This is a genomic window from Propionibacterium sp., from assembly GCF_047719395.1.
Lineage (GTDB): Bacteria > Actinomycetota > Actinomycetes > Propionibacteriales > Propionibacteriaceae > Propionibacterium.
In genome coordinates this window covers 1-21533 of the sequence record NZ_JBDNTB010000049.1, presented here as the reverse complement: position 1 = coordinate 21533, position 21533 = coordinate 1, and the positions used below count along the sequence as shown (strand labels likewise).

At 60.5% G+C, this 21533-nt stretch carries 17 protein-coding genes; 7 read left to right on the top strand and 10 right to left on the bottom strand.

Translation table 11 applies throughout. The annotated features are described in order from the left end of the window. The coding region (locus ABF648_RS09285) for a hypothetical protein (protein ID WP_415632006.1) at positions 1-640 on the top strand (640 nt) is incomplete at its 5' end. Positions 641-671: 31 nt separating this feature from the next. Here ABF648_RS09285 and ABF648_RS09280 read toward each other — a convergent pair. From ABF648_RS09280 to ABF648_RS09260, 5 genes are all read right to left on the bottom strand, one after another. Next, positions 672-1811 (bottom strand): GIY-YIG nuclease family protein, encoded by a 1140-nt coding sequence (locus ABF648_RS09280; RefSeq protein ID WP_415632005.1) that lies wholly within the window; start codon positions 1809-1811, stop codon positions 672-674. Between the two features lie 871 nt (positions 1812-2682). Further along, a complete protein-coding gene (gene brxL / locus ABF648_RS09275; protein ID WP_415632004.1) occupies positions 2683-4800 on the bottom strand; it encodes a BREX system Lon protease-like protein BrxL in 2118 nt (705 codons plus the stop codon). 15 nt (positions 4801-4815) lie between these two features. Then, positions 4816-7311 (bottom strand): BREX-1 system phosphatase PglZ type A, encoded by a 2496-nt coding sequence (pglZ, locus tag ABF648_RS09270; RefSeq protein ID WP_415632003.1) that lies wholly within the window; start codon positions 7309-7311, stop codon positions 4816-4818. A gap of 190 nt (positions 7312-7501) precedes the next feature. Continuing rightward, the gene (locus ABF648_RS09265) at positions 7502-8515 is read right to left on the bottom strand and encodes a class I SAM-dependent DNA methyltransferase (RefSeq protein WP_415632002.1); all 1014 of its coding nucleotides are present in this window, start codon (positions 8513-8515) and stop codon (positions 7502-7504) included. Next, positions 8502-9833 carry a tyrosine-type recombinase/integrase gene (locus ABF648_RS09260; RefSeq protein WP_415632001.1) on the bottom strand — a complete coding sequence of 444 codons (1332 nt, stop codon included), beginning with the start codon at positions 9831-9833 and terminating at the stop codon, positions 8502-8504. The genes ABF648_RS09265 and ABF648_RS09260 overlap by 14 nt, the downstream gene beginning before the upstream one ends. A 78-nt stretch (positions 9834-9911) precedes the next feature. Here ABF648_RS09260 and ABF648_RS09255 point away from each other — a divergent pair, with 78 nt between their 5' ends. Then, a complete protein-coding gene (locus ABF648_RS09255; protein WP_415632000.1) occupies positions 9912-11123 on the top strand; it encodes an Eco57I restriction-modification methylase domain-containing protein in 1212 nt (403 codons plus the stop codon). A 33-nt stretch (positions 11124-11156) separates the two neighbouring features. Here ABF648_RS09255 and pglX read toward each other — a convergent pair whose 3' ends face one another. The 5 genes from pglX to ABF648_RS09230 form a co-directional block, all read right to left on the bottom strand. Continuing rightward, on the bottom strand, positions 11157-13691 hold the full coding sequence (gene pglX, locus ABF648_RS09250; RefSeq protein WP_415631999.1) for a BREX-1 system adenine-specific DNA-methyltransferase PglX: 2535 nt from the start codon (positions 13689-13691) through the stop codon (positions 11157-11159). Positions 13692-13704: 13 nt separating this feature from the next. After that, complete coding sequence (gene brxC / locus ABF648_RS09245) at positions 13705-17217, bottom strand: BREX system P-loop protein BrxC (RefSeq protein WP_415632007.1); 3513 nt, start codon at positions 17215-17217, stop codon at positions 13705-13707. Positions 17218-17222: 5 nt separating this feature from the next. Beyond that, positions 17223-17822: a DUF1788 domain-containing protein gene (locus ABF648_RS09240; protein ID WP_415631998.1), complete on the bottom strand. Its 600-nt coding sequence runs from the start codon at positions 17820-17822 to the stop codon at positions 17223-17225. Between the two features lie 56 nt (positions 17823-17878). Next, positions 17879-18499, bottom strand: a complete 621-nt coding sequence (locus ABF648_RS09235) for a DUF1819 family protein (RefSeq protein ID WP_415631997.1) — start codon at positions 18497-18499, stop codon at positions 17879-17881. 88 nt (positions 18500-18587) lie between these two features. Beyond that, the gene (locus ABF648_RS09230) at positions 18588-18788 is read right to left on the bottom strand and encodes a helix-turn-helix domain-containing protein (RefSeq protein WP_415631996.1); all 201 of its coding nucleotides are present in this window, start codon (positions 18786-18788) and stop codon (positions 18588-18590) included. Positions 18789-19293: 505 nt separating this feature from the next. Between ABF648_RS09230 and ABF648_RS09225 the strand changes: the two genes are divergently transcribed. The 5 genes from ABF648_RS09225 (at position 19294) to ABF648_RS09205 (ending at position 21484) form a co-directional block, all read left to right on the top strand. After that, positions 19294-19626 carry a hypothetical protein gene (locus ABF648_RS09225; RefSeq protein WP_415631995.1) on the top strand — a complete coding sequence of 111 codons (333 nt, stop codon included), beginning with the start codon at positions 19294-19296 and terminating at the stop codon, positions 19624-19626. 120 nt (positions 19627-19746) lie between these two features. Continuing rightward, on the top strand, positions 19747-20232 hold the full coding sequence (locus ABF648_RS09220; RefSeq protein ID WP_142113229.1) for a TIR domain-containing protein: 486 nt from the start codon (positions 19747-19749) through the stop codon (positions 20230-20232). Next, positions 20213-20659 carry an HIT family protein gene (locus ABF648_RS09215; protein ID WP_415631994.1) on the top strand — a complete coding sequence of 149 codons (447 nt, stop codon included), beginning with the start codon at positions 20213-20215 and terminating at the stop codon, positions 20657-20659. The genes ABF648_RS09220 and ABF648_RS09215 overlap by 20 nt, the downstream gene beginning before the upstream one ends. Then, positions 20656-21135 carry a hypothetical protein gene (locus tag ABF648_RS09210; protein WP_415631993.1) on the top strand — a complete coding sequence of 160 codons (480 nt, stop codon included), beginning with the start codon at positions 20656-20658 and terminating at the stop codon, positions 21133-21135. The genes ABF648_RS09215 and ABF648_RS09210 overlap by 4 nt, the downstream gene beginning before the upstream one ends. A 64-nt stretch (positions 21136-21199) precedes the next feature. Beyond that, a complete protein-coding gene (locus ABF648_RS09205; RefSeq protein ID WP_415631992.1) occupies positions 21200-21484 on the top strand; it encodes a hypothetical protein in 285 nt (94 codons plus the stop codon). Positions 21485-21533: the final 49 nt, after the last annotated feature.

The window sequence follows — 21533 nt, the reverse complement described above, 5'->3', positions numbered from 1 at the left end:
CTCCTCGAGGCCGGAGGATTCAGACCCCAACTACACCCTCAATCGTGAAGAGCCCGTGATCGTTCACATCGGATTCTGGACGACTCTCGTCTTCTTCATCGTTGAACGCTCGGCGAAGGGCCAAGACGTCGACTTCGCTCACGAGTGGAGTGTTGATGATCTGCCGGAGCCCAAGGACCTGGGCGCGGGCTTCTCTGAACTTGTGGCCTACCTCGTGTGGCTCGTCATTGCTGCTGGTGCCCTGGTCTGGGATCACCTACTCGGTTTCGCCCCGGGCCATCCTGGTCTGTCGTTCTTCGCTGTCGGCCTGTGGCCGTGGTGGATGGGCGCGCTGTTCGTCGTGATGGCTGCGGGGGCCTTGGTGGCCATCGCGGTGTATGTGCGGGGTGCGTGGACGCCTGCGGCAGCCTGGGCGAAGACCGTACTGAACGTGGTCGTGATGGCGGGCGTTCTGTTGCTGATCACCCGCGGTGAGCTGATCGACCCCGCATTCTTTCCGGCGCTGATTCCGGCAGACTCCGCTGCGACAGTCTCGAACATCGTCATCGCGGTCATCGGGTTCGCGGTGGTGGGAAGCGGAGTGTGGGACTCGATCGACGGCTTCCTCAAAGTGCGCCGGGGCCGAGCGGCACGAGGCTGAGACGTGCTGGCCTGCGGAATCCCGCGTTTGGTCAACCGCCAAAGGTGGGAGCATGTTTTCCATGCCTGTCAGATCGGCCCAAGTTCGGTGCAACGAGATTTCGCTTGCAACTGAGATCCTCACCACTGTCTGCAGCCTGCTCGACAATTTGCTCATAAACGCGACGTGCCAATTCGTGTGAGTGATGGCGGCTATTCAACATGGCGGTCGAATTGCGCATAACATCGATTACGAGCTTCCGCATTCCTGTGATTTCTTCCTCGGAAAAATCATCAAGAGTGAATGCTCCGAGTTCAAAAGCGATACGGTCAACCGGTGTAAGCTTATAATTTCCATGTACGTAGCTGAACACTGCGGGATGCCCATCGGTTTCTTGAAACCACTCCGCATCCTCATCTTCTTCCCGATCCTCTGCTGAGATAAACGTTCCTGGAGCAGCGTTCAGAAAAGAAAACAATTTTCCATTCGTGACTTCATGGCCATCCTTGTCCATCCTGAAAAAACGTGGAAACACCGCAATTTCCAAGGGGCCCACAGTCAACGTTGCAAATCTCCCCCTTGCAGTTTGCGGATAGTCGGACAGCGTCCAATACCGTTCTTCAAGCTCAACTGCTGAAGGAATCACCTGCGACACCACTTGGGCAAGCAAGCCGATCACGGCCTCAGCGGCCGACTGCCCATTCTCTAGTATTTCTTTGCCCGCATGGGCCGTGCAGAGCTTCGGTATTGCACCCGGTTCCCGTCGTGCTGCTTCGACAAACGGCTCGAGATCGTATGTAGGGCTACCAGTTGCCCAGTGCTTTTGCACTTCGATCGAGACAATTTTGTCGAGAGGAGCTGGTTGATCGTGCCCGATGTTCCATACTTTATTGCGGAGTTTGTGCCCCTGTGAGCATTGTTGAATGATCATGGCATGTTCCGCTTGATCAAGTGGTCCTTCATTAACCGGCATGAATCCGAATGCCACGATATCCGGCCATGGTGTGTGATGTGCTGAACCGTGCCGATGGGATGAGAAGCGACCATTTGCAGTTGTCGCTTTTCCGACGTAGCGTTCGCCGTTTCTAAATTCGAGCACATATATACCGCGGCGATCTTTAACTGCAAGCAAGGGTGCTACCGATGTTGCACCGTCGAGACTCCACCATCTGAGTTCATGTGCGGCGGCCATCCAATGGTCATCTCCAGACTGTTTGTGTCACTTGTCGAATTCGAGTCGAGTTGGGCTTGAATATTCCTTGAGACCGAACAGCTCGGTCTCGATGTCGACAGCGGATACCTCGTCCATGCACAGCACCAGCTCACGCCTTTATCGCTCGTACTCATTCAGCGGGATGCGATCGTGCGTGCAGACCTTGATGGCCGTGAGGTCACCAGCAATGATCCGGCGCAGCACGGTGGATCGTGACATCCCCAGCCTCTTGGCCGCCTTCCCGAGGTCAGCAGCTCGACACGGATGGAGAAGTCGGCAACCTCGCCGTGCTGCTTCGCCGAATCCAGGTACACACGAATACGTTGCCACCCATCACTCGACAAGTACGCCGGATTCACGGTCATGCTCGCCGTCGCCACAGCGTATTCGTCTGTGAGCATTTAGGAATCTATAAGTGTTCATAGTGCATTGCGTTGACCCTGCAGAATGTCGGCTGAGCGGTGGCTTTTGGGGATTCTTACCACCGGGCTTCCAATGGGGCTCAGAACTTTCTGAACTCAGTTGATGTGAGTACTAAAGCACACATATGACGGCCATTGAGCGGACTGACGAGTTCGCCGCATGGGAGTCGAGATTGAAGATGGACCTGAGCACCGCAACACGGATCGCCGGTCGTCCGAATCCAGCGGCTGGCACTCGCAACTCTGGCGACGCTGGCTGAAGTGTTCTGGTGGGCGTCCCTTGCGGCCGAAGAACCTGCTGCTGGCACTGACACGGGGCAGCGAACCACGTGAAAGCATGCGTCCAGAGCGCGCAACAGTGGTCGCTCAGATGGGCCATCTCGACACCGACTCCGTCTGGAACGTTTACCTGGGCGAGATGATCGGGCTCATCCATCAGAAGCCACCCCTTGTGACGTCTCGCGGATGTACGTAACGCCAAAGGCTCTGACTTGGCGGAACTCTTGGTGGCTGGTGCCGAGGTCGAACCAGCCACCTTCTGACTTCTGGAAGATGTCGAGGCCGCGTCCGAGGTTGATGCGCCAACCGGTATCGGTGCGAATCCAGCGGTCATGGCCGCCTGGGTCCTTCGCTATCTCCACGTTGAGACCTTGCTGAGCTGCCCCTTGGATGATCTGGTTCAACATCTGCAACTGCTTCTGTTGGTAGTTCGGATCGTCGTCGAGCGTCGTGAACAGCTTGAAGTTCACCTCATCTGCGGGGTCCTTCGCCGAGGCGATCAGCGCCAGCAGCTCGACGAGGTTCCGTCCTTGGTGGCTCATCCGGATGTAGGGATCGTGAAGCTCGATCTCGGTTGCACCACGGAGGTATGGGAGGAGGATCTGCTCGTATGAGACACCGCGTTGGTTCTCGACGAAGTCTCGTTGTCCTTCGAACAGTCGAGGCTTCTCCGCCACAGAGTGGACCGCGGGTGCGTCGGCGACTGGTCCCGGAGGTGTTGGCGTGCTTTCCGTCGCCGAGTTAGCGCGGGGGCCGGCGGTCTTTCGGTAGTACGCCGGGTATTCATCCTCCTCCAGGGTCGTGACGGGATGCCAGTCGCTGGACTTGTCGGTGTATCCGAAGCTGACGGGCTCAAAGGTCGCGTCGATGCGCAGGATCTGGTCCTTTACCCGCTTGCGCCCCTCAATGGCGAAGCGCAGCAGTTCCTCGATCTCCTCCGCGCTCGCCTCACCCGTTGGGTAGACGAGCTTCATCAGTCCGGAGAACGTCTTGTGGATGCCGTCCCGATCACGGGTGGAGATGTCCGATCCCAGCGTGAAATATGGCTGGTACTTGTCAGAGAAGTCGCTGTTGCGCATGGAACGCAGCACCTCGGCGAGGTAGTCCACCACGAAGCCGTACCCCGTGGAGAACATCTCACCGCGGATCGTATCGACTTCCCACCCGGGGAGATAACAATGCAGCCGATCCAAGTAGGCCGAATCGTGATAGGCCTCGGGCAACTCATCGAACAGGTCGGAGTTCTTGAGCATGTAGGGCACGGTGTGAGAGGTATTGCCCACGAACACCATGGATGCCTCCGCGCCTAGTGTCTGCACGCCACGGGAGAAGGACTTGTTGGCCATGTAATTCTTCATGATGTCCACGAGTGCCTTGTCCGTGCGCTTCTTCTTGCCCGCGAACTCGTCGAAGGCCACCACGTCCCAGTAGCCGACCAGGCCGATCTTTCCGTTGGAGTTGTTGACGAACAACTTCGGGACCGTCACCTCGCCACCCGAGATCAACATGCCGTGCGGTGAGAATTCGGAGAAGATGTGTGACTTGCCGGTGCCCTTGGGCCCCAACTCGATGAGGTTGTAGTTGCGCTCGACGAACGGGATCAATCGGATCAGCTGGAGGAGTTTCGCACGGCGGCCGAACATCTCCGGGTTGAAACCGATGGATTGGATGAGTAAGTCGATCCATTCATCTGTGGTGAAGCCTTCTCGCGATGCGAGATAACCACCGAAGTCGAATCTGGACATCTGAATCGGCTTGAGCGATCCAAGGATCCACGGGACGGTCCGGGCGTCATCAGAATGAAAGTATTCGACGTCACAGATGCACCACACGCCACCGACCAAGAGTTTCTCGTTGGCTTGGACGATCCCATCATCTATGACGACTCCACGGATCCCGAGGTTCTCGAACGACGCCTGATAGACGTCTTCCTTCTCGTTGAGCACGACGCTGACCCGGTCGATGATCCGGTGGCGTCCCTTTTCACGGATGATGGACTTCACCAGCTCCGACTCGTTGCGGTGCACGTAATGGTCAGCCAGGATCTTGCGCACGGCGTTGATGCCCGCATGAATCGTTGCTTCGTCGTCGGACGCCGCATACTGGCCCAAGAGGTACTCCAGGACGAAGGTGGGGACAATCGCATTACCCTTGACCGCCCTGACGAGGTCTTTGCGGACAACGGTTCCGCCGTACAGCAGGTTGATCTTGTAGTCGAGGTCGGTCTGCTGTGGTGTGCCGTTGCCCAAATTCTGGGTGTCGGTCATAGCTGCTTGCCTCACTTACAAGTCAAAGTCCGTGGTGAACGAACGGCGCAGCGTGTACTGAGCACGGGCGTAGGTCCGCCACTGGGTGGTGTTCGGGATCTGCTCCTCCAGCCGGAACTCGACAGCGCGGTTGTTGAATTTGTCCGCGTCCTGGCTCAGCAGCATCGGAGCGTTCTGGTACCGATCGCGCTTGTCGTCCGAGGTCTGGTCGAAGGACAGTTCGGTCTGGTTGGAGATGAGTGTCTCGCCAACGTACAGTCCGGCACGGAGAACTCGGGGCTGAACCTTCTCGTTCACCGGTTCGTTCTGGTAAAGCCTCACCACCAGTTGACCGGTCGTGATCTTGTCCGTCTCCGGCTGAACGTCAACGTTGACCTGTCGGGTATCGCTCTTGCGCTTCTTGTTGATCGCCAGCACCGGCACCACGATCTCCTGCAACGCCGCTCCACCATGCACGTACCGCGACCCAGCACCGGCCAGGCGCAGCCGGTGGATCGACTTCGGTATCTGCACCTGAAGATCACTTGCCAACTCGACCTGCTCAGGCTCGAACATCTTGAACGCCGGATCGTCCTTCAGCCCGCGCCCCAGAACGTAGCGGCGGTTTATCACCGTGAGGTCGTCGCCCTGGGGCTTGGTCGAGAGATACCCAGCGTCGGCAAGGGGACTGTCTTGGTAGAGGAACCCGTGGTCAGCGGTCACGAAAATGTTCGTGGCGTTCGCGCTGGCAAGCTTCTTCACCAGTTTCACGAGTGTGCCGAGTGTTACCTCTGCTGCCTCGAAGACAGATCGCTCGGTAGCGGCCTTGTCACCAGCAGCGTCAATCCCGTTGTGGTAGACGTAGAAGACGTGGTGCTCGGTGTAGAGCTGCTTCAGTTCCCGACTGCCCATCGCCAGCACTTCCTCAGCTTGGATCGCGTACCCATCCACCCGGGCGAGGATCTTGTTCCGGTTGGCCGTCCCGTCCGAGCGCTGCCCATCCACGAGAACAGGATCGCCGCCATTCGAGTGGGCGAGGGTCTTGTGGGGCAGAAGTGAAGCCATCCCCAGTTGGGTGTAGCTCGGCAGCACTCCGAGCATCGCGTCGAGCGTAGCGTCGAAGCGGTCCTCTTGGCGTATGCGGGTGCCCAGTTCCTGGGCGACCTCATAGCGCAGGGCATCAGAGATGATGACGACAGCCTTCTTGGTGCCCTTGCGGACGAGAGGCTCCACTCGGTCCTGGTAGAACGACGACTGGGGCTGCACCATGTTCGAGCGCCAAACACCGACCGCGTCCACCTGATGCTGCCAGGCTGCGCCGAGCGGGAAGAGGAACTTGTTGACGTAGTAGTTTTCCACCTCGTCAGGCAACTTCTCGTCCATACCCGCGTAATCGGTGGTGCGAGCAGCGAGCTGGAAGTGCCGGTAGAGCTGATCGATGCGAAACCACTCCCGCTGATATCGCTGCAAACCCCCATCAAACGAGGAGATCTCGAACGCCGCACTGGCAAGTGTCGAAAGCAGCTCGGAGGCGGCACCGATCGCCGTGTACAGATCCCGATAGCCGTCCACCCAAATGCTCAACTGGCGGCCACGGATTATCTCGGCTACTTCACGGACGCTGATCGTCCGCTCCGTCACCTGGCGGGCCAGAGTGCTGACGATCTTCTGCTCGACCTTCTCGAACAGATCGTTCCCGGCCAGGGACGCGATATCAGCGTCTTCGATCTGGCTCGCGTAGTCGAGATCCTTGGCGGCGCGCGAGGCCAGCGTCATCAGTTCCTTGGCGCTGCGGCGATCGTTGCGCAGGCTGGCGAAGTCCAGCTGGATGTTTCGCAAGGCTCCCGGCTGATCGCTCTTGAACCCGTTGATGGCCTGCCGGAACATCCACAGCACGAAGTCGTCGACGCTCGATTGGTCCGCCTTGTATCCGTAGATCTTGGCGACACCCCCCCAGTGGAAATTCAGCAAACCGTACTCGTTGAGCGAGTCGTACTTCTGTCTCGAACCATGGGCGTTCTCGACCAGAAGGGTACGGGTCAGTTCCAGCAGGCTGTGCTCGCTCTGACCCAGCAGCACTGCGCACATCTTCGCCTGGACCAAGTCCGCCGAGTCATCAGCATTCAGGAGAGCCTTGAGCGCCTCAGTACGTTTTGCGGCCCGGAAGAACGTCTCATGGGCAATAAACACTGCGTCGACACCATCACTTGTCAGCCCGAGGTCGTGGCGTAGCAACGCCGTATGCTCGGCAGTGAACACCCCGTAGGCGAGTTCCAGATCAAGCAACCAGTTCCCAACCCCTGCAGGCACCGCGCCCTGGCGGTAGACGAGGAACTTGGCCTCTGGCTCCTCCTGTAGCATCCGATACTTGAGCGCATACTCGTCTTTGGAGACCGCGACCGCGGTGACGTCCGGCAGATCGATGCCGGAAAGTTCATCCGCGTAGTCGCCGTCGAGGTCATGCCAGAACACCAGACGTTGGTGGACGAATAGCTCTTCCAAGTGCGGGAGCACCGATGTAAGGGAACTCATTCGTTGCCCTCCTGTCCAGCGAGCACGGCATGCCCAGCTCCTGTGATGCGGTGGCGCTGGTCTGGGTGTGTGGGTTTGTCAGGAAGGGCCACCTCCAACAGCCCGACCTTGAGAAGTGGCTTGAGATGGCAGCGGAATGCTCGGGTTGGGCAGGCGTCCCTCACCGGCGCGCTCCAAGAGATCAGACATGTCACGGCTCCAGCTTGTTCGTGGGCCAGCTCCATCCCTCGACCTTCTTCCGATCTTTCTCCAAGCCGAAGTTCCTCAGCGCTTTCCCGAGCCGCAGGTAGTTGACCAGCACACCGTCGTCCAGATCTATCTCAAGTTGTCGCGTGGCGAGCGGGTAGAGCACATCGTGCTCGTACTCGCTCAGCTCGACCAGGATCCTCCGGAGACGCTCACCTTCCTTGGCGGCAGCTGCCTGCTGGCGCGGAGAGCCCTCGCCGTTGGCTTCACGTTCGAGGTTTTCCAGACTCGCCTCCAACTTTGCCTCGTACTCGCGCAAATACTCGTTGAGCACCGTCGACACCGTTGACGGGGTGTACCGATGCATGTAGACCAGAGCGTTGAAGGAGCCCTTCGGGCTTGAGAACAGCCAGTAGATCGGGCGCTTCTTGTATCGCTTCACGTGGTCGTCGTAGAACTTCGACTTGCCGCCGCGGGTGATGAAGTAGTCCCGAAGCGTCTTCATCCCCAAGGACTCTCCCACGAAGCGCAGATTCTCCTCGAAGTGTTCCTCGCCGAACGCCAGGCGAAGGAACTGGCGAAACTTCGCGACGATGTCATCCTCGAACCATTCACCGTCCACGATCGGGAGCACGTTGTCCGCGTCGGGCATGAACGAGGGCACTGGAATCTTGGCGAGGTAGTCCGGCAACGTCGCACCCTGGTCGGCGAGGATCAAGCCCGGCTTGTCAAGACTGTATCGGCCAAACATGCAGCCAACGGCGTACGAGACGAGGTCGACGATGGCGGACTCCACGAACAGGACATCGCGTTCCTCGGGCGTCTTGTTCGGCCATCGGAACGCGGAGTTGTTGGTGAGCGACACGCGCTCGAGTGGTACATACGAAGGGACCTCGTCCTCCAGCCCGTAGAGCTTCGCGACGGCCTCGTTGTTTTCGATCTCCAGCTGTTGCTGAGCGCGTGAGCGAGCAGCCCACTCTTCTCGGTGCTGTGCAACGATCTGTTCAAGCGTCTTCAAGGGATGCCTTACGCGAGTTCACCGAGGTATCAATGCTCACCGTCGACTGCCCCGGGCACGGAAGGGTAGCCATGGGGGTAGCCGAAGTACAGCAGTGCACTTTACCGCCAAGTCCGACCTTTTCCGCGGATGCTGCAAGTGCCGCTCGAGTCCTCGTCCTGTCAGTGTGCAGGTAGGACTGCGTGCTCAGCACTGAGGAGTGCCCGAGCACGGCTTTGATGGTGGTTTCGTCGATCCCGTTGGCGAGTAGCAGGGTGGCTGCTGTGTGACGTGCCTCGTACAGCAGGGGTCTCCGGCTGGTGCCATCTGGGAGTGTGACTTCAATCCCTGCCTCCTTGGCGATCTCGTACCACTGTCGACGATCCTGTTCCGCCGATTGCGGGGTGCCGTCGTCTCGGGGCCAGACGAGCCCGCACGGGGATGACGGCGCGCAGTCTGCCCAGGACGAGAGTGCTTCGACGAGCCAAGGCACGAGCGGGATGACGCGGCTGCCAGCGCGGGTCTTTGGCCGGACCAAGTGGTAGGCGCCATGGATGTGGCGGGACTCGAACCCGCGAGGCACCCGGAATCCGCTTCCGGGTTCCCTGAGCTCGACGTATGGCAGCGCTTTGAGTTGCCAGGCGAGTGTCATCGTCTCGGCCTGGAGATCCACCATGTCCCAGGTCAGACCCAGTGCCTCCGCGGGGCGCAGCCCTTCCACAAGCGCCGCTACCCATCGTGAGGCGTCGGGACGGGTGGCGGCCACAGCGAGGATCTTCGCCGCGGCCTCTGCGCTCAGGGGCTGTCTTGGCGAGCTCCCGATACCTGGACTGCCTGCCTCACGGGCGCGCTGTGGGACCCTGTAGCCTTCGGCGACCGCGTCAGAGAGAATCTTGCCGAGCACCGCATGAGTTCGCTGCATCGTGGCGAGCGCGAGACCGGCGTCTTCCTGGATCGCCGTGATCTTCCTGATGTCGGCGGGCACCAAGGCTTCGAGACGTAGGTGCCCGATAGCCGGGACGATCCAGCGCCTGATTCCTGAGCGGTCCGAGACGTACGTGCCGGGTCGGACGATGCGCTGCCGCTGTTCGAGCCATCGATCAGCCCATCGCTTGACGGTGATACTGCCGCACGTCTGGGCAGCGGGCCCCTCAGCCGCAACTCGATTCTGAACCTCAATGAGTCTGACGCGAACTGCGGTCTCCGTTCGTGCCTTCACCGTGATGCGGCGCCGCGTTCCTCGTTCCGTCCATCCGGCCTCGATCGAGGCCACCCACTGTCCCCTAGAGTTCCGGTAGACCGACCCGGTTCCCTTGCTGCGTTGCTTGATCCTCTCCATGACCCCATGGTGTGGGAGATCTCGATGTTCGGCAGGGTAGCCACCGGGGTAGCCATGTGTGACGGTTGCCGAGGCGAGTTGGCAAGATCTGGAGGCTCGGTAGTCAGCCTCGAGGCGAGGCGATGGCTGACCGCAACACAGTTCATGAAGGACGAATACCCGGACAGCAAGTCGGACCTGTTCGCTGGTTTCATCGCGCGCTGTGCCGGTCTCGCGCTGCCACGCGGAACGGCGGCTATGATCACCATGCAGTCGTGGATGTTCCTCAGCTCGTACGAGAAGCTACGCGCCTCAGTGCTGACTCACCAACGGATCACGTCGATGCTTCACCTCGGCGCGCGGGCCTTCGACTCGATCGGGGGCGAGGTTGTCTCGTCGACGGCGTTCGTCTTGGCGAACCAGCCATCTGGGGGCCAGAGTTCCGCCCGCAGGCAGGCGGGCACGTTCATCCGTCTTGTCGACGGAGCGTCAGAAGCAGAGAAAGTCAACGCATTGAGCACCGCCCTTGGCTCGCAGACCAAGGAGGAAGGCTTCCACCTCGCATCGGGGGAGGACTTCGCTGCCATCCCCGGATCCCCGATTGTTTACTGGCTGAGTGAAAGAATGCGGGCGGTCTTCACTGTTCATGACCCATTTGGCGCGGTTGCCTCGCTGGCTGTCGGTCTCCAGACAGGGGACAACAACCGGTTTCTTCGCCAGTGGTGGGAGGTCTCGGGTAACCGGACCGCATTCTCTTGCACGTCACGTGAAGACGCCGCCGCAAGCGGCGCGCGTTGGTTCCCATACAACAAGGGCGGCGAATTCCGGAAGTGGTACGGCAACCAAGAGTACGTACTCAATTGGGAGCATGACGGCGCCGAGATCCGTACATTCGGGACCGAGGATGGCGGTCGCCCGCGGTCGCGGGCTCAGAACACAGATACCTACTTTTCACCGTCAGTGTCGTGGTCCAAGGTCAGCAGTGGGGCTCCGGCATTCCGCTCCTATCCTGCCGGGTTCATTTACGACGTCGCAGGAACGTCAATCTTCGCCGCTACAAGACAACAACGGGCTATGTTGCTCTCCTTTGCGAACTCCCAGGTGGCATTCGAGCAGTTGGCTGCGGTCGCCCCGACGCTCAACTATGAAGTGGGACAGGTCGCTGGCCTCCCGGTCGCGGCTGCGTCCGCGGCCGGCGGCGCCCCCCGTGGCCCCAAGGCCATCGGCGGGGCGGGCTCGGGCGGGGGGGGGGTGGCGGTCTCCGGGGGGGTGGGGCGGAACCCCCTGCTGGGGCAGACGGCACACGGATAACGACAGGGACCGCGCATTCCGGGGCCTGCGCTGTCATGCAAGCGTGACCAACGGGTTGCGTTCGAAGCTCCATGATGTCTCCGCAAGGTCCCAATCGGCACGCGACGTCTCAACCAGGTTGTCTACGGTGCTGCCCGGGAGATCTTTGACATCAGAAGCGACCGGCACCAGGCCGACGTACCCAATGTGAAAGTGCATCGTCGGCGCGAGGACCTGCATCACCTCCATGACGTACTTAGAGTTCATCAGGAGCGCGATCCGATCAAGCATCGTCTCCTGTCCGAATCCCGAGTGACCCGTCGAATCGTGAATGAACCCCTTGGGGTACCGCCGGAACGCGGCCTCTCCCGAGGAGATGTCGGACCACGACACTGACGGTGAAAAGTAGGTTCCAGGGTTGCGGATGACGGAACGCGGCTTGAAGGCAACGATCTCCGCACCGTCGTCCTCCCAGTTGACGACGTGCTCTTGGTTGCCGTACCACTTCCGGAATTCGCCGCCCTTGTTGTATGGGAACCAACGCGCGCCGCTTGCGGCGGCGTCTTCACGTGACGTGCAAGAGAATGCGGTCCGGTTACCCGAGACCTCCCACCACTGGCGAAGAAACCGGTTGTTGTCCCCTGTCTGGAGACCGACAGCCAGCGAGGCAACCGCGCCAAATGGGTCATGAACAGTGAAGACCGCCCGCATTCTTTCACTCAGCCAGTAAACAATCGGGGATCCGGGGATGGCAGCGAAGTCCGCTTGTGACACTTCGTAGCGGTTGTATGTGGAGTCGAAGAACAGCGCCTCAATCACGGACACCGGCCTGACATCAACGTGTTGCTCGAAGAGCCGTCGGTACACCCCACGCGCTGACCCGGCCGGAGCGTTGTCGATCACGAAGGCGACTGTTCCGAAGTCCGACCCGAATATGCCGCGTCCCAGGTGGACCATCGACGCGATTCGCTGGCTTTTAAGTAGGTCATGCCGTAGGTCTTCGAAGGATTTCAACGACATCCACGACGGAAGGTTGATCATTGCCCAGGTGCCGCAGCGGACAGTGAGCACCCGGGCACGGACCATGAACGCCGTCATGAGGTCGGCTTTACCAGTCGGGTACTCGTCCTTCATGAACTGTGAAAGGAGGGCGTTCATCTGCTTGCTGCCCATGTAAGGCGGATTGGCAACAACAACTGAGTACTGCCGCCCCAGGTACTCGGCCTGGGTGATGACCCGCTGGGCCCGTTCGATGGTGTCGGCGTGAAGAATGTCTCCTGCGTCGTCGAGAGTCGCAAGGTGCTCAGCGAGCCGGACGGTCAACCCAGGATCGGGTTGAATGAGCGAACCGAACGTGTCTGCGTGTTCGAACTGGTTCCAGAATGCTGTCTCGGAGTTGCGGTCGCCATCCTTTGTCACGAGGTAGTCGATCTCGTCGGGACTGAATGCGACCGGTTCGACGACGCAGATGTTCGGTTGGACGGTCTTCTTGAAGAAGGCGCGCTGCCCGGCTCGTGCCTTCATCGAGAGGGCGAATGCTGCCAGTGCACCGGCGCGAGGGTCGATCTCGGTGCCGTAGATGTTGTGGGTGAGGATGAGGCTGGGGATTTCAGACGGGTTGTACCCCTGTTCCTCATAGATGGCGTGGAGGAGATCGAAGGCGTAGGTGAGCATGTGACCCGACCCGCAGGCTGGGTCGATGACCGTCAGCTCCTCAGGACTGCTGAGCTCGAGGAACTCCGTCTCTTCGTCGACTGGGGCGATGTAGTAGGCCATCTGGTCGACGAGGTGGGAATCTGGATGGTTGAGCATCCACAGTCGTCCGACGGAGTTCTCGACGAGGTAGCGGACGATCCAGTGCGGTGTGAACAGCTGGGTGGCGGCAGGGATTTCGGCGGCTCCGGCCTTCATGTTCTTCTTGAATCCGGCGAAGACCTCGTCTTTGCGTTCTGAGATGTAGAACTGATAGAGCCAACCTATGACCTCAACATCCTCACACACCTCGGGAGTCAAAGTGGCAACGGCGCGGGCAAGGATGGACTCGTCGGCCAGGAGGTTGGCGGGTATGAGGAGTTCGGTGTAGTCGCCTTCGCGTTCGAACATGAACGGCATCGAGCGGTTCCAGTAGCGGCAGTGCTCGGAGAGCAGCAGGGTGTATGCCTCGCCCTGCGGGTCAGTACTGGGCCGGGACCCATCGAGGAGCCCGGTCACAGTGGCGGCGGTTTTGGGGTTGACGACGTCGGGGTCGAAGGTGCCGCGTTTGGCGTCGGCGAGGATCTCAGGCTGTCCTACGTTCTGCCCTGCACCGGGTGAGACGACTCCGGCGTTGGTGTAGCCGTTGGCGTCCATGAAGCGTAGGGCGATGATGCGATTGAACCACGTGTAGGCGACCTTGTCGGCGACAGAGTCCTTACCCTTTACATCCCCACCGGCTTTCTTGATGTCGGCTTCGAGAGCGCGGATGGCGCGGGGGTTCTCCGTGCGGTCAAGCGAGGCAGGGGCGAGAACGGCGGCGATGCGTGCACTGACCTGAGTGATGAGTTCGGTGCGGGCCCAGGTGGCAAAACTCTTCAAGGGTGCGGTTTCCATGGGTGGATCTCTTTCAGAGCGCGATGCGCTTGCCGTCATTGAGGGTGTCGAGGAGCGCGCCGCGAAGCGCGTCAAGGTAGCGATCGATGTCTTCCGCAGTCTCCAAGAGACTTGTCACTCCGGTTGCTCGGATCTTCTTGATGGAGACGGTCTGCTTGACCGGTGGCGCGGGCGCTATCGTCGTACTCGGCTCATTAGTGTTGTCCGTCGCAGCTATCTGTGGTTTAGCGGCGGCGAGCTGGTCCAGTATTTGTGGGTAGGTCGTGTTTTCGAAGGTGTTAGCGATCTCGTTGACTACCGCGATCTGCTCCTCGGAATCAATCCTCGTGAGGCGCTCTGCAATCAGTTGGTCGACGGCATGTTGTGCGCCTTCGGCCGCGTCCTGGTAGATGGCGCTGTAGTGCAGGCCGTCCTGCCGGGAGGTGATGACCTGTCGGGCCTCGGCCCGATTCGCGGCCAGCTCGTCATCGATCTTGGCCTTCAGCTCGATAGTGGCTGCCTTGAGCTTGGTCATTTTGTTACCCCGGAAGGCCTGCGGGTCTGCCAACGCCTGCGCGACCTCAGTGCTGGAACCTTTAGTCAGGTAGTTGAGGTTGCTGGTGTTCTGGGCGAGCAGGTTGGCTGCGTCGTCGTAAATGGCGCGCTGCCCACCGTGGAGGAACGCGGTGATCGGGTCGATCACTTCGCCTTTTGCATCCAGCAGGTCGTCGCCGTGGGCGAAGTCGGTGAGATACCACTCGTCCTTCTGGCCCACGACCTGCTCCAGCAGGTCGATCGGCTCGTTGAGCTGACTGATGAATGGGTACCTCGACGCCGTCGTGAGGGCCTTGAGTTCGTTAAGCTTGGCGCCCAGTTTCTGGGCTCCGTAGTGGGTCAGTTCAAGAGGGTCTTTCGGGATGGCCGGTTCGTCGAAGAAGTCCATGCAGAAGGACCGGAAGGCGGAGACCTTCCGCTGGTCGAACGTCTTCTGTGCCGCGATCACCTCATGGCCGTGTTTCTGCGTGTTGCGCAGCGCAGCGGCGATTTCGCTGCGTTTGAGGAGGTTGCTGTCCACGCTGAGCGTCACCTTGGACGTGCCGATCAGCCAGGCGACGACGACTTCGATGGAGGCAAGATCCCAGCCGTAGGGCTTGGCCTGGAACATGTCGACAATCGACTTGATGGTCACTCGCTCGCCGAGCCGGTCCCGTTGCAACACAAACGAGAGCACCTCCTCGCCCGGGGTGGAGAGCTTCGAGAGGGTCGGGTCGTCAATCATGCCGGAGTCGGGATTCGCGAACCCTGCCACCTGCTGCTCGTTGTAGGTGCGCCCACCCAGCAGGTTCAACTGCGTGTAGGTGCGGGAGATGAGGTCCTGGAATCCGTCGTTGACCCGGGCCAGAGCGTCTTGGGAGGTGGACGTGACGTCGGCAGCGTTGATCACCAGCGCCGCGCGGCCGACGGCGCCATAGATGCGTTCGACCAGTTCCTTCTCCCGTCCGCTGTTTTGAGTGGCCTTCGCCTGGAGGATGCGCTGCTCATTGGCCGAGATCGAACTCGTGAGTTTGCGCTTGGTGTACTTCTCCGTACGGATGAGCAGCCGCACATCACCCATGACTCGCTCATCCGGGTCAAGGATGACCCGCAACTCGTCCTTGCCCGCAGATTGCATTCGCGTCTCTTCGGGACCGTACGGATACTCGGGGGTGATGAAGTGCAGGGCCAGTTCGGCCTGCTTGCCGAAGGCCTGGTCGTCGAGCTTGTAGCCGAACTGGAAGTCCTGCCCGTTCTTGGCATAGCGGATCTTCGAGGTCTTGATGACGTCGCCGGAGAGGATCTTGTTCAACCGGGAGGAGACTTCGGAGGAGTCGATGTCGACGTTCTTGATCTCGGCCTCGATGACCTGTTCCTCGTTGGTCAGATACTCGTACACATTCCCGTTGCGCTGAATGTAGGTTTGGGTTTCCAGTAAGGCAAGAGAGGACTGCACCTGCTTGGTCAACTCAGACAAGTTGAGCCCGAACCGGTCGTAGACCAGCACGGTGAGGTTCCGTGCGGTGGCTTTGAAGTCGTCCACATACTTCACTAGGAACAGGGCCTTAAGCAGGCGGATCGCAAGGTCGTCATCCAGGTTGCGCTCTGCCACATCGATGGAGCGTTGGGCCGCCGACTTCAAAGAGGCGCGGATACCGGCGAACATCTGGTCAAATGTCGCCAGACTCCCGGCCTCTCGGGTCGCGATGTCCTTGGCGACCTGCTGGACCACGCCAAGCATGGATCGCTCGCCGACTGAGGAGTTGCGGCCCTCGAACCCGTTGTGGTCCGAGATCGACTCGATTGCGGCCCGGAACAGCGGGAACTGGTAGGAGACAAACGGGTAGGTGCCGACGAAGTGATCCTCGTCGGTGTAGTTGCGGTACGTCTTGGCGCCGTCGACGAAGTCGAACAGCGTCTTGAAGTTCGCATGCTCGCTGGCATAGACGGCGTCGAGGAGTTCGGTGCCCGGCTCGTTCTTGGTGAGCAGACGCTTACGGATGACCTCTTCCACGTCGGCGCTTGTGAGCTTGACGCGGGTGGCGAAACGGGCCTGGATCTTGGAGAAGTCATTGCCTTGGGACTTCGTCCGGTCGCCGAGGACCCTGTCCATGTCTTCCTGGCTGGTGACGAACACCCACGCCCTGCCTCGGCACTTCGTGTTCAGCGACTCGGCGATGGTCTGGAGATTGAGCATGAGGTGCGTGTTCGAACCGATGAACTGGCCGACCTCGTCCACGAAGAAGTTCAAGCGGAAGTCCGGGGCCTGCCGGTCGAGCCAGGTCTTGACCTCTTCGGCGAAGTCCTCGATGGAGACTTTGTACTCGTTGCGATACTTCGTCAGGATGTACCTCGGCGCACTGTCGGTCTGGCCAGTGATCTCCGCGTAGGCCTTCGTGACGTTTTCCTCCTCCAGGACGCCTTGCTCGCGACCTTGGAGCCAGTCGCGGCCCGAGGCGCGTGCGTAGGCATCCTTGAACGCGTTGAGCTGGCAGCGGTTGTCGAGGTCACGTTCGAACCGGGCGACGTGGCCTTGATTGCCGTAGTAGCCGCGTGACTCGTCGAAGACCTTGACGAACACCTTGAGCAGTGCGTCCGTCTGATCTTTTGAGATCAGGGTGGCCTTCTGGTCGATGTTGAACAGCAGACTCTTTGCAGGGATGCGCTCGGCCTTCGCGAGTGACGCGGTGAGGAACGAGTCGCCCGCGGCCTTCGCCATGAAGCTCTGCGAGACGGCGGCGCGGGAGAAGTCTTGCCCTTCGACGTTGCCGAGGAGGTGGGCGAGCATTTTGAGTAGGTGGGACTTGCCGGAGCCGAAGAATCCGGAGATCCATACGCCGTTTGCGTTCGTGTAATTTGTGTAGGACTCCAGCAGCTGATCCAGGCCTTTGGCGGCTTCATTGGTCAGCACGTACTCGTCGACTTCAGTGCCCAGGTGCGCGGTGTCGTCGGCCTTGATGACGCCTTCGATGGGACGCTGGACGTCTTTGGCGAAGATCTCGTTGAGCAGCATGGCGGTCACGGTTCCTGTTCCAGAATGTTCTTGGCGCGGTAGTACTGGTCGTCTTTCAATCGCCCGAACAGCACGAGCGAGGAACCGAGTGTCTCGGACTGTTCGTAGCGGCCGGGGAAGAACATGAGCATGGGCTTGCCCACCACGACGCTCTGCAAGTTGTTGAGCACGTTGTGAGAGCGGATGTAGGGGAAGACCTCGCCAATACCGGTGAGGAAGACGATTTTGAACGCGCCGTCAGCGAGTCGGTCGCGGATCACGGGCGCCAGGTGTTCTTCTGGGTCGAGCATGCTCTGGAGCAGTTCCCGGAAATCGTCCTTGTCCTGGCCGGGCTCCAATGCGATGAGTCGATCCCACACGCCCCGCTCCTTGAGAATCTCAATCGACAGGTCGTACAGGTTGATCTCACGGACCGTGATGCCTGTCTGGGCGAGACGGTTGGTGATGCGCTTGCGGGCCTTGGCAACCTCAAGTGCATTCTCCGGAGGATAGGGATAGATGAAGAACGGGATCTCGTTGGACAGCCCCTCCATGTTCAGGAAGCGCCTGCTGCTGAGCACCTCGAACAGGTGCTTTTCTTGGCGAGTGAGTTCAGTGGGCGACATAGGGCGGCCATCTTGTGGTGCGCTGCCAGCGCGAGGACGCTGGAGTTCACTGGGTGTCATAGGGCGGCCTCCAAAGTGGCTCTCATCGGCAGGAATCGGACATCACTGGGCTCACGGGCATCCAGGGCGTCGCGGACACGTTCGGACAGGACTGCCTGCTGGATCTGGCCGTTCGTGAAGAGGTCGGCCTCGGTCAGCATCCGGAACACCGTGGCACGCAGCTTCTTCGACGTGGATTCCTTCAGCTCGTCAAGTTCCGGATGCCACAAGGCCTTGCCGTTCACGAAGCTGTCAAACTCCTCGTAGCCCAGGCGCGGCGTGAGCAGCAGAAACCGCTCACGCACCACCTCCTCGGCGAATTCGCCGATGAGCGCGTACCGGCGGCACGCAGCAACCCACATCAACAGGCTCCGTTCACTCGCGCTCGACTCGACGAACAGCTCAAGTTCAGCATCAGTGAGAACTGCAAGCCGCTGCACTACCTCACGAGCCAGGCGTGTGGACGATGATGCCGTGCGCGCTTGGAGAAGATTCTCGCCAGCCAGGCGGGAACGCACCTCCCCCCAGTCGCGAGCATCGAGGTAGAGCGGCGTGGCGATGACCGCCTCACGCACAAGGAGGGCGCCGCTGGTGAACGACAGAGAGTAGCGATCGTGGTCGCTGGTCAGCGGTGTCAAGCGGTTCTCCTTTCCATGTTCAGCGCAGTCACTCAGAGTAGGGCACACCGATGCCTCTGGGGATCGACGGGAAGAGACATGTGACCTCTCAACGGGGATCGGCTGCAGTGGGCGGGTCGGCGGCGCCATCGCGGCGTACCCACTCGTCGACCTCGCTGGCCTGAAACTTCCAGAGCCGCCCGACCTTGTGGGCGGGCATGGCCTTCTCAGCGATCCAGGAGTAGACGGTGTCTTTGGTGACCCCGAGGTGGGCGGCGATGTCGTCTGCGGACAGCCACGGCTCTGCCACGTTGATTCTCCCTCGGTGTTATGAGTCCCGGCATCTGGGGTGATTTGCTGATGCTACCGAATCAAGCCTGGTTTGTGCGGAGATGTTCCATCGAAGAGGTGTTAATGCCCTCCGTGTCTCGGGGTTCTTTCGTGTGCAGCTCACCGACAGCACGTGGTGGAATTGGCGACAAACACGCATCTTGAAGGTCAAGACGTTCCGCAGCGGTGTCTTCCGAGCGCACACCACATGCGGCAGGTGGATCGACGGGCCGTTGGCGCCCAACCGCATCGAGCGGCTCGCGTCCGCTCCGGATGCTGGCCTGGCGAGATGGTCGGAAACGCAAGGATGGGCGCCCTCGCCTTGAGATGCCCATTCCTTGTCTGACTACTTGGGGTGCCTGAGTAGCACGTTTGGCAACTCCGCCCCCAAGACAAAAACCCTGGTCAACCGCCTAGACCGTGGGGTCTACGAGGTCTCCCGCCGTCCCCAGGATACCGCTGCGAAGGATGATCGTGGCCCTGTTGTGAGGACTGTCGAGACGGCTCAAACTTTTCTCACCGCGGCCGAGGTGGACGCGCTCGTCGGCGACTACCTGGCCGGGATGAGTGTCAAGGCACTCGCCGAGAGGTACGGCATCCATCGCGCCACGGTGTTCTCGCACCTGCGTCGCCGCAACGTGCCGAGCCGCCGACCGGGGCTGGGGATCGACGAGAAGGCCGAGGCGGTGCGCCTCGCCCGAGCTGGCGTCTCGATGCGGGCCATCGGTCGCCGGATGGGCGTGGACCGCAAGGCCGTGCGTGCAGCGCTGGTCGAGGCTGGACTCATCGCGGACAAGACCATCGACGGCGTGTCGTGAAGCAGGATGGTGGTCTGGCTCCGCGCGAGGGCGCATCAAAGTTCGAATGTCAGTGGTCCGCCGTAGGCTTGGATTGACGGTACGAGAGCGGCTCGACCGCAGGTGACGGGAGAGTCAAGCATGGCCAAGTCAGTCTTCTACAGCTTCCACTACGACCGCGACGCATGGCGGGTGCAGCAGATCATCCAGATGGGCGCGTTGGAGGGACAGCCCATCCTCAACGCGCAGCAGTGGGAGGAAGTCAAGCGCAAGGGCGACGCGGCCATCAAGAAGTGGATCGCCGATCAGATGGCCTACAAGTCGGCAGTCGTAGTCTTGATTGGCGCTCAGACTGCCAGCCGTCCGTGGGTGCGCCACGAGATCGCGCACGCCTGGGACAACCACAAGCCGCTGGTTGGCATCCGAATCCATGGGCTGGCCGACCGCAACGGCAACACCGACTCATACGGAGAGAACCCGTTCAGCAAGGTGTCGCTCAAGGGCGGCGGCACCGTCGGCGACTACGTGCCGGTCTACAGCCCCAGCGGATCGAACAGCCAGGCCGTCTACGCGGACATCAAGGCGAACATCACTACTTGGGTCAACAATGCCTACAAGCGATCCTGACTGCCCCTTCTGCGAGATCGTCCAGAGAGACGACCCCGATGCCCGCGAGGTCTATCGCGATCAGCATGTCGTCGCGTTCTTCCCCCACAACCCGGCAACTCTTGGACACACCCTGGTCATCCCTCGCATCCACGTTCCCGACATCTGGACGCTTGACCGAAGCACTGCAGAACAGCTCGCTGACGCAACAACCCGGCTCGCCGCAGCGGTCAAACGTGCAGTCAATCCGGACGGGCTCAATGTCATCCAGTCCAACGGCAGTGCGGCGAGCCAGACTGTCTTCCACCTGCACATTCATCTTGTGCCTCGCTGGGAAGGCGACCCCATCGGACACATCTGGCCGCCCGAAAGCAACTACAGCGAGAAGGAGAAGGACGACGCGTGGGAAGCGCTGAGAGTCGAGTGTCGGAAGGCGAGCAACAGTTGAGCACATCGAGCGCACCCTCTGAAGAAGATCGGCGGAAGCACCTCGACTTCATCCAGGCAGTCGTCACTCGCATGTCCGCTGCGTCATCAAGCGCGAAGGGTTGGCTGCTGCCAGTTGCGACGGCCACCTATGGGTTCGCACTGATTCAGCACTCCCGGGCGGTTGCGATGCTCGGACTCGCCGCGGTCGTGCTCTTCATGTTCCTCGATGCCAACTACTTGCGACAAGAACGCGCCTATCGGCGCCTGTACGACACAGTTGCACGGGGCACGCGGGCCGTCCCGCAGTTCTCACTCGACCCATCCGAAGCTGACGATCCGATACCGGCGTCGGCCGGATGGCGTGAGCGAGTCAAGACTGTTGTTGGCCGATGGGTCCCAACCTGGAGCGTTTGGTCTTCGTGGTCGATTCTGCCCTTCTACGGCGCGCTCTTGCTCATAGGAGTCGGCATCTATATCCGCGCTGTCCTCTCCTAGCTGCGGCCCAACCGGGGCCGACCGTGTACCTCGTCGGTAAGTGAAACGCCGAGAGGAACCGATGATGGCCAGCTTGAGTGATGTCGCGAGCGACGAACGCACCGCGAGGATGGTGCTGTCGATGCTCGTCGAACCCAACGACCCGGTGACAGGACGCATCTTGTCCAGGCTGGGAGCAGTCGAAACGCTTTGGCTCGCTGAGCGTGACGGTGCGGTGGTGGGGCTGAGCCCCGTGGACGCGCAGGTCTGGCGCGACCACCTCAGCGTGCCAAGTGCGAATGAACTGGCCGCGCGTATCGACCAGGTGCAGCAATCGGGGGTTCGAGCACTCATCCCAGGCGATGTGTGATGTCTCGCGACATGTGTCTCACTTGTCTCGCGACATGTGTCACAAAAAA

Excerpts from the sequence above, each read along its gene's own strand:
- ABF648_RS09280 (WP_415632005.1), bottom strand. The coding sequence starts at position 1,811 with ATGGCCGCCGCACATGAACTCAGATGGTGGAGTCTCGACGGTGCAACA.
- brxL (WP_415632004.1), bottom strand. The coding sequence starts at position 4,800 with ATGACCGACACCCAGAATTTGGGCAACGGCACACCACAGCAGACCGAC.
- pglZ (WP_415632003.1), bottom strand. The coding sequence starts at position 7,311 with ATGAGTTCCCTTACATCGGTGCTCCCGCACTTGGAAGAGCTATTCGTC.
- ABF648_RS09260 (WP_415632001.1), bottom strand. The coding sequence starts at position 9,833 with ATGGAGAGGATCAAGCAACGCAGCAAGGGAACCGGGTCGGTCTACCGG.
- pglX (WP_415631999.1), bottom strand. The coding sequence starts at position 13,691 with ATGGAAACCGCACCCTTGAAGAGTTTTGCCACCTGGGCCCGCACCGAA.
- brxC (WP_415632007.1), bottom strand. The coding sequence starts at position 17,217 with ATGCTGCTCAACGAGATCTTCGCCAAAGACGTCCAGCGTCCCATCGAA.
- ABF648_RS09240 (WP_415631998.1), bottom strand. The coding sequence starts at position 17,822 with ATGTCGCCCACTGAACTCACTCGCCAAGAAAAGCACCTGTTCGAGGTG.
- ABF648_RS09220 (WP_142113229.1), top strand. The coding sequence starts at position 19,747 with ATGGCCAAGTCAGTCTTCTACAGCTTCCACTACGACCGCGACGCATGG.
- ABF648_RS09215 (WP_415631994.1), top strand. The coding sequence starts at position 20,213 with ATGCCTACAAGCGATCCTGACTGCCCCTTCTGCGAGATCGTCCAGAGA.
- ABF648_RS09205 (WP_415631992.1), top strand. The coding sequence starts at position 21,200 with ATGGCCAGCTTGAGTGATGTCGCGAGCGACGAACGCACCGCGAGGATG.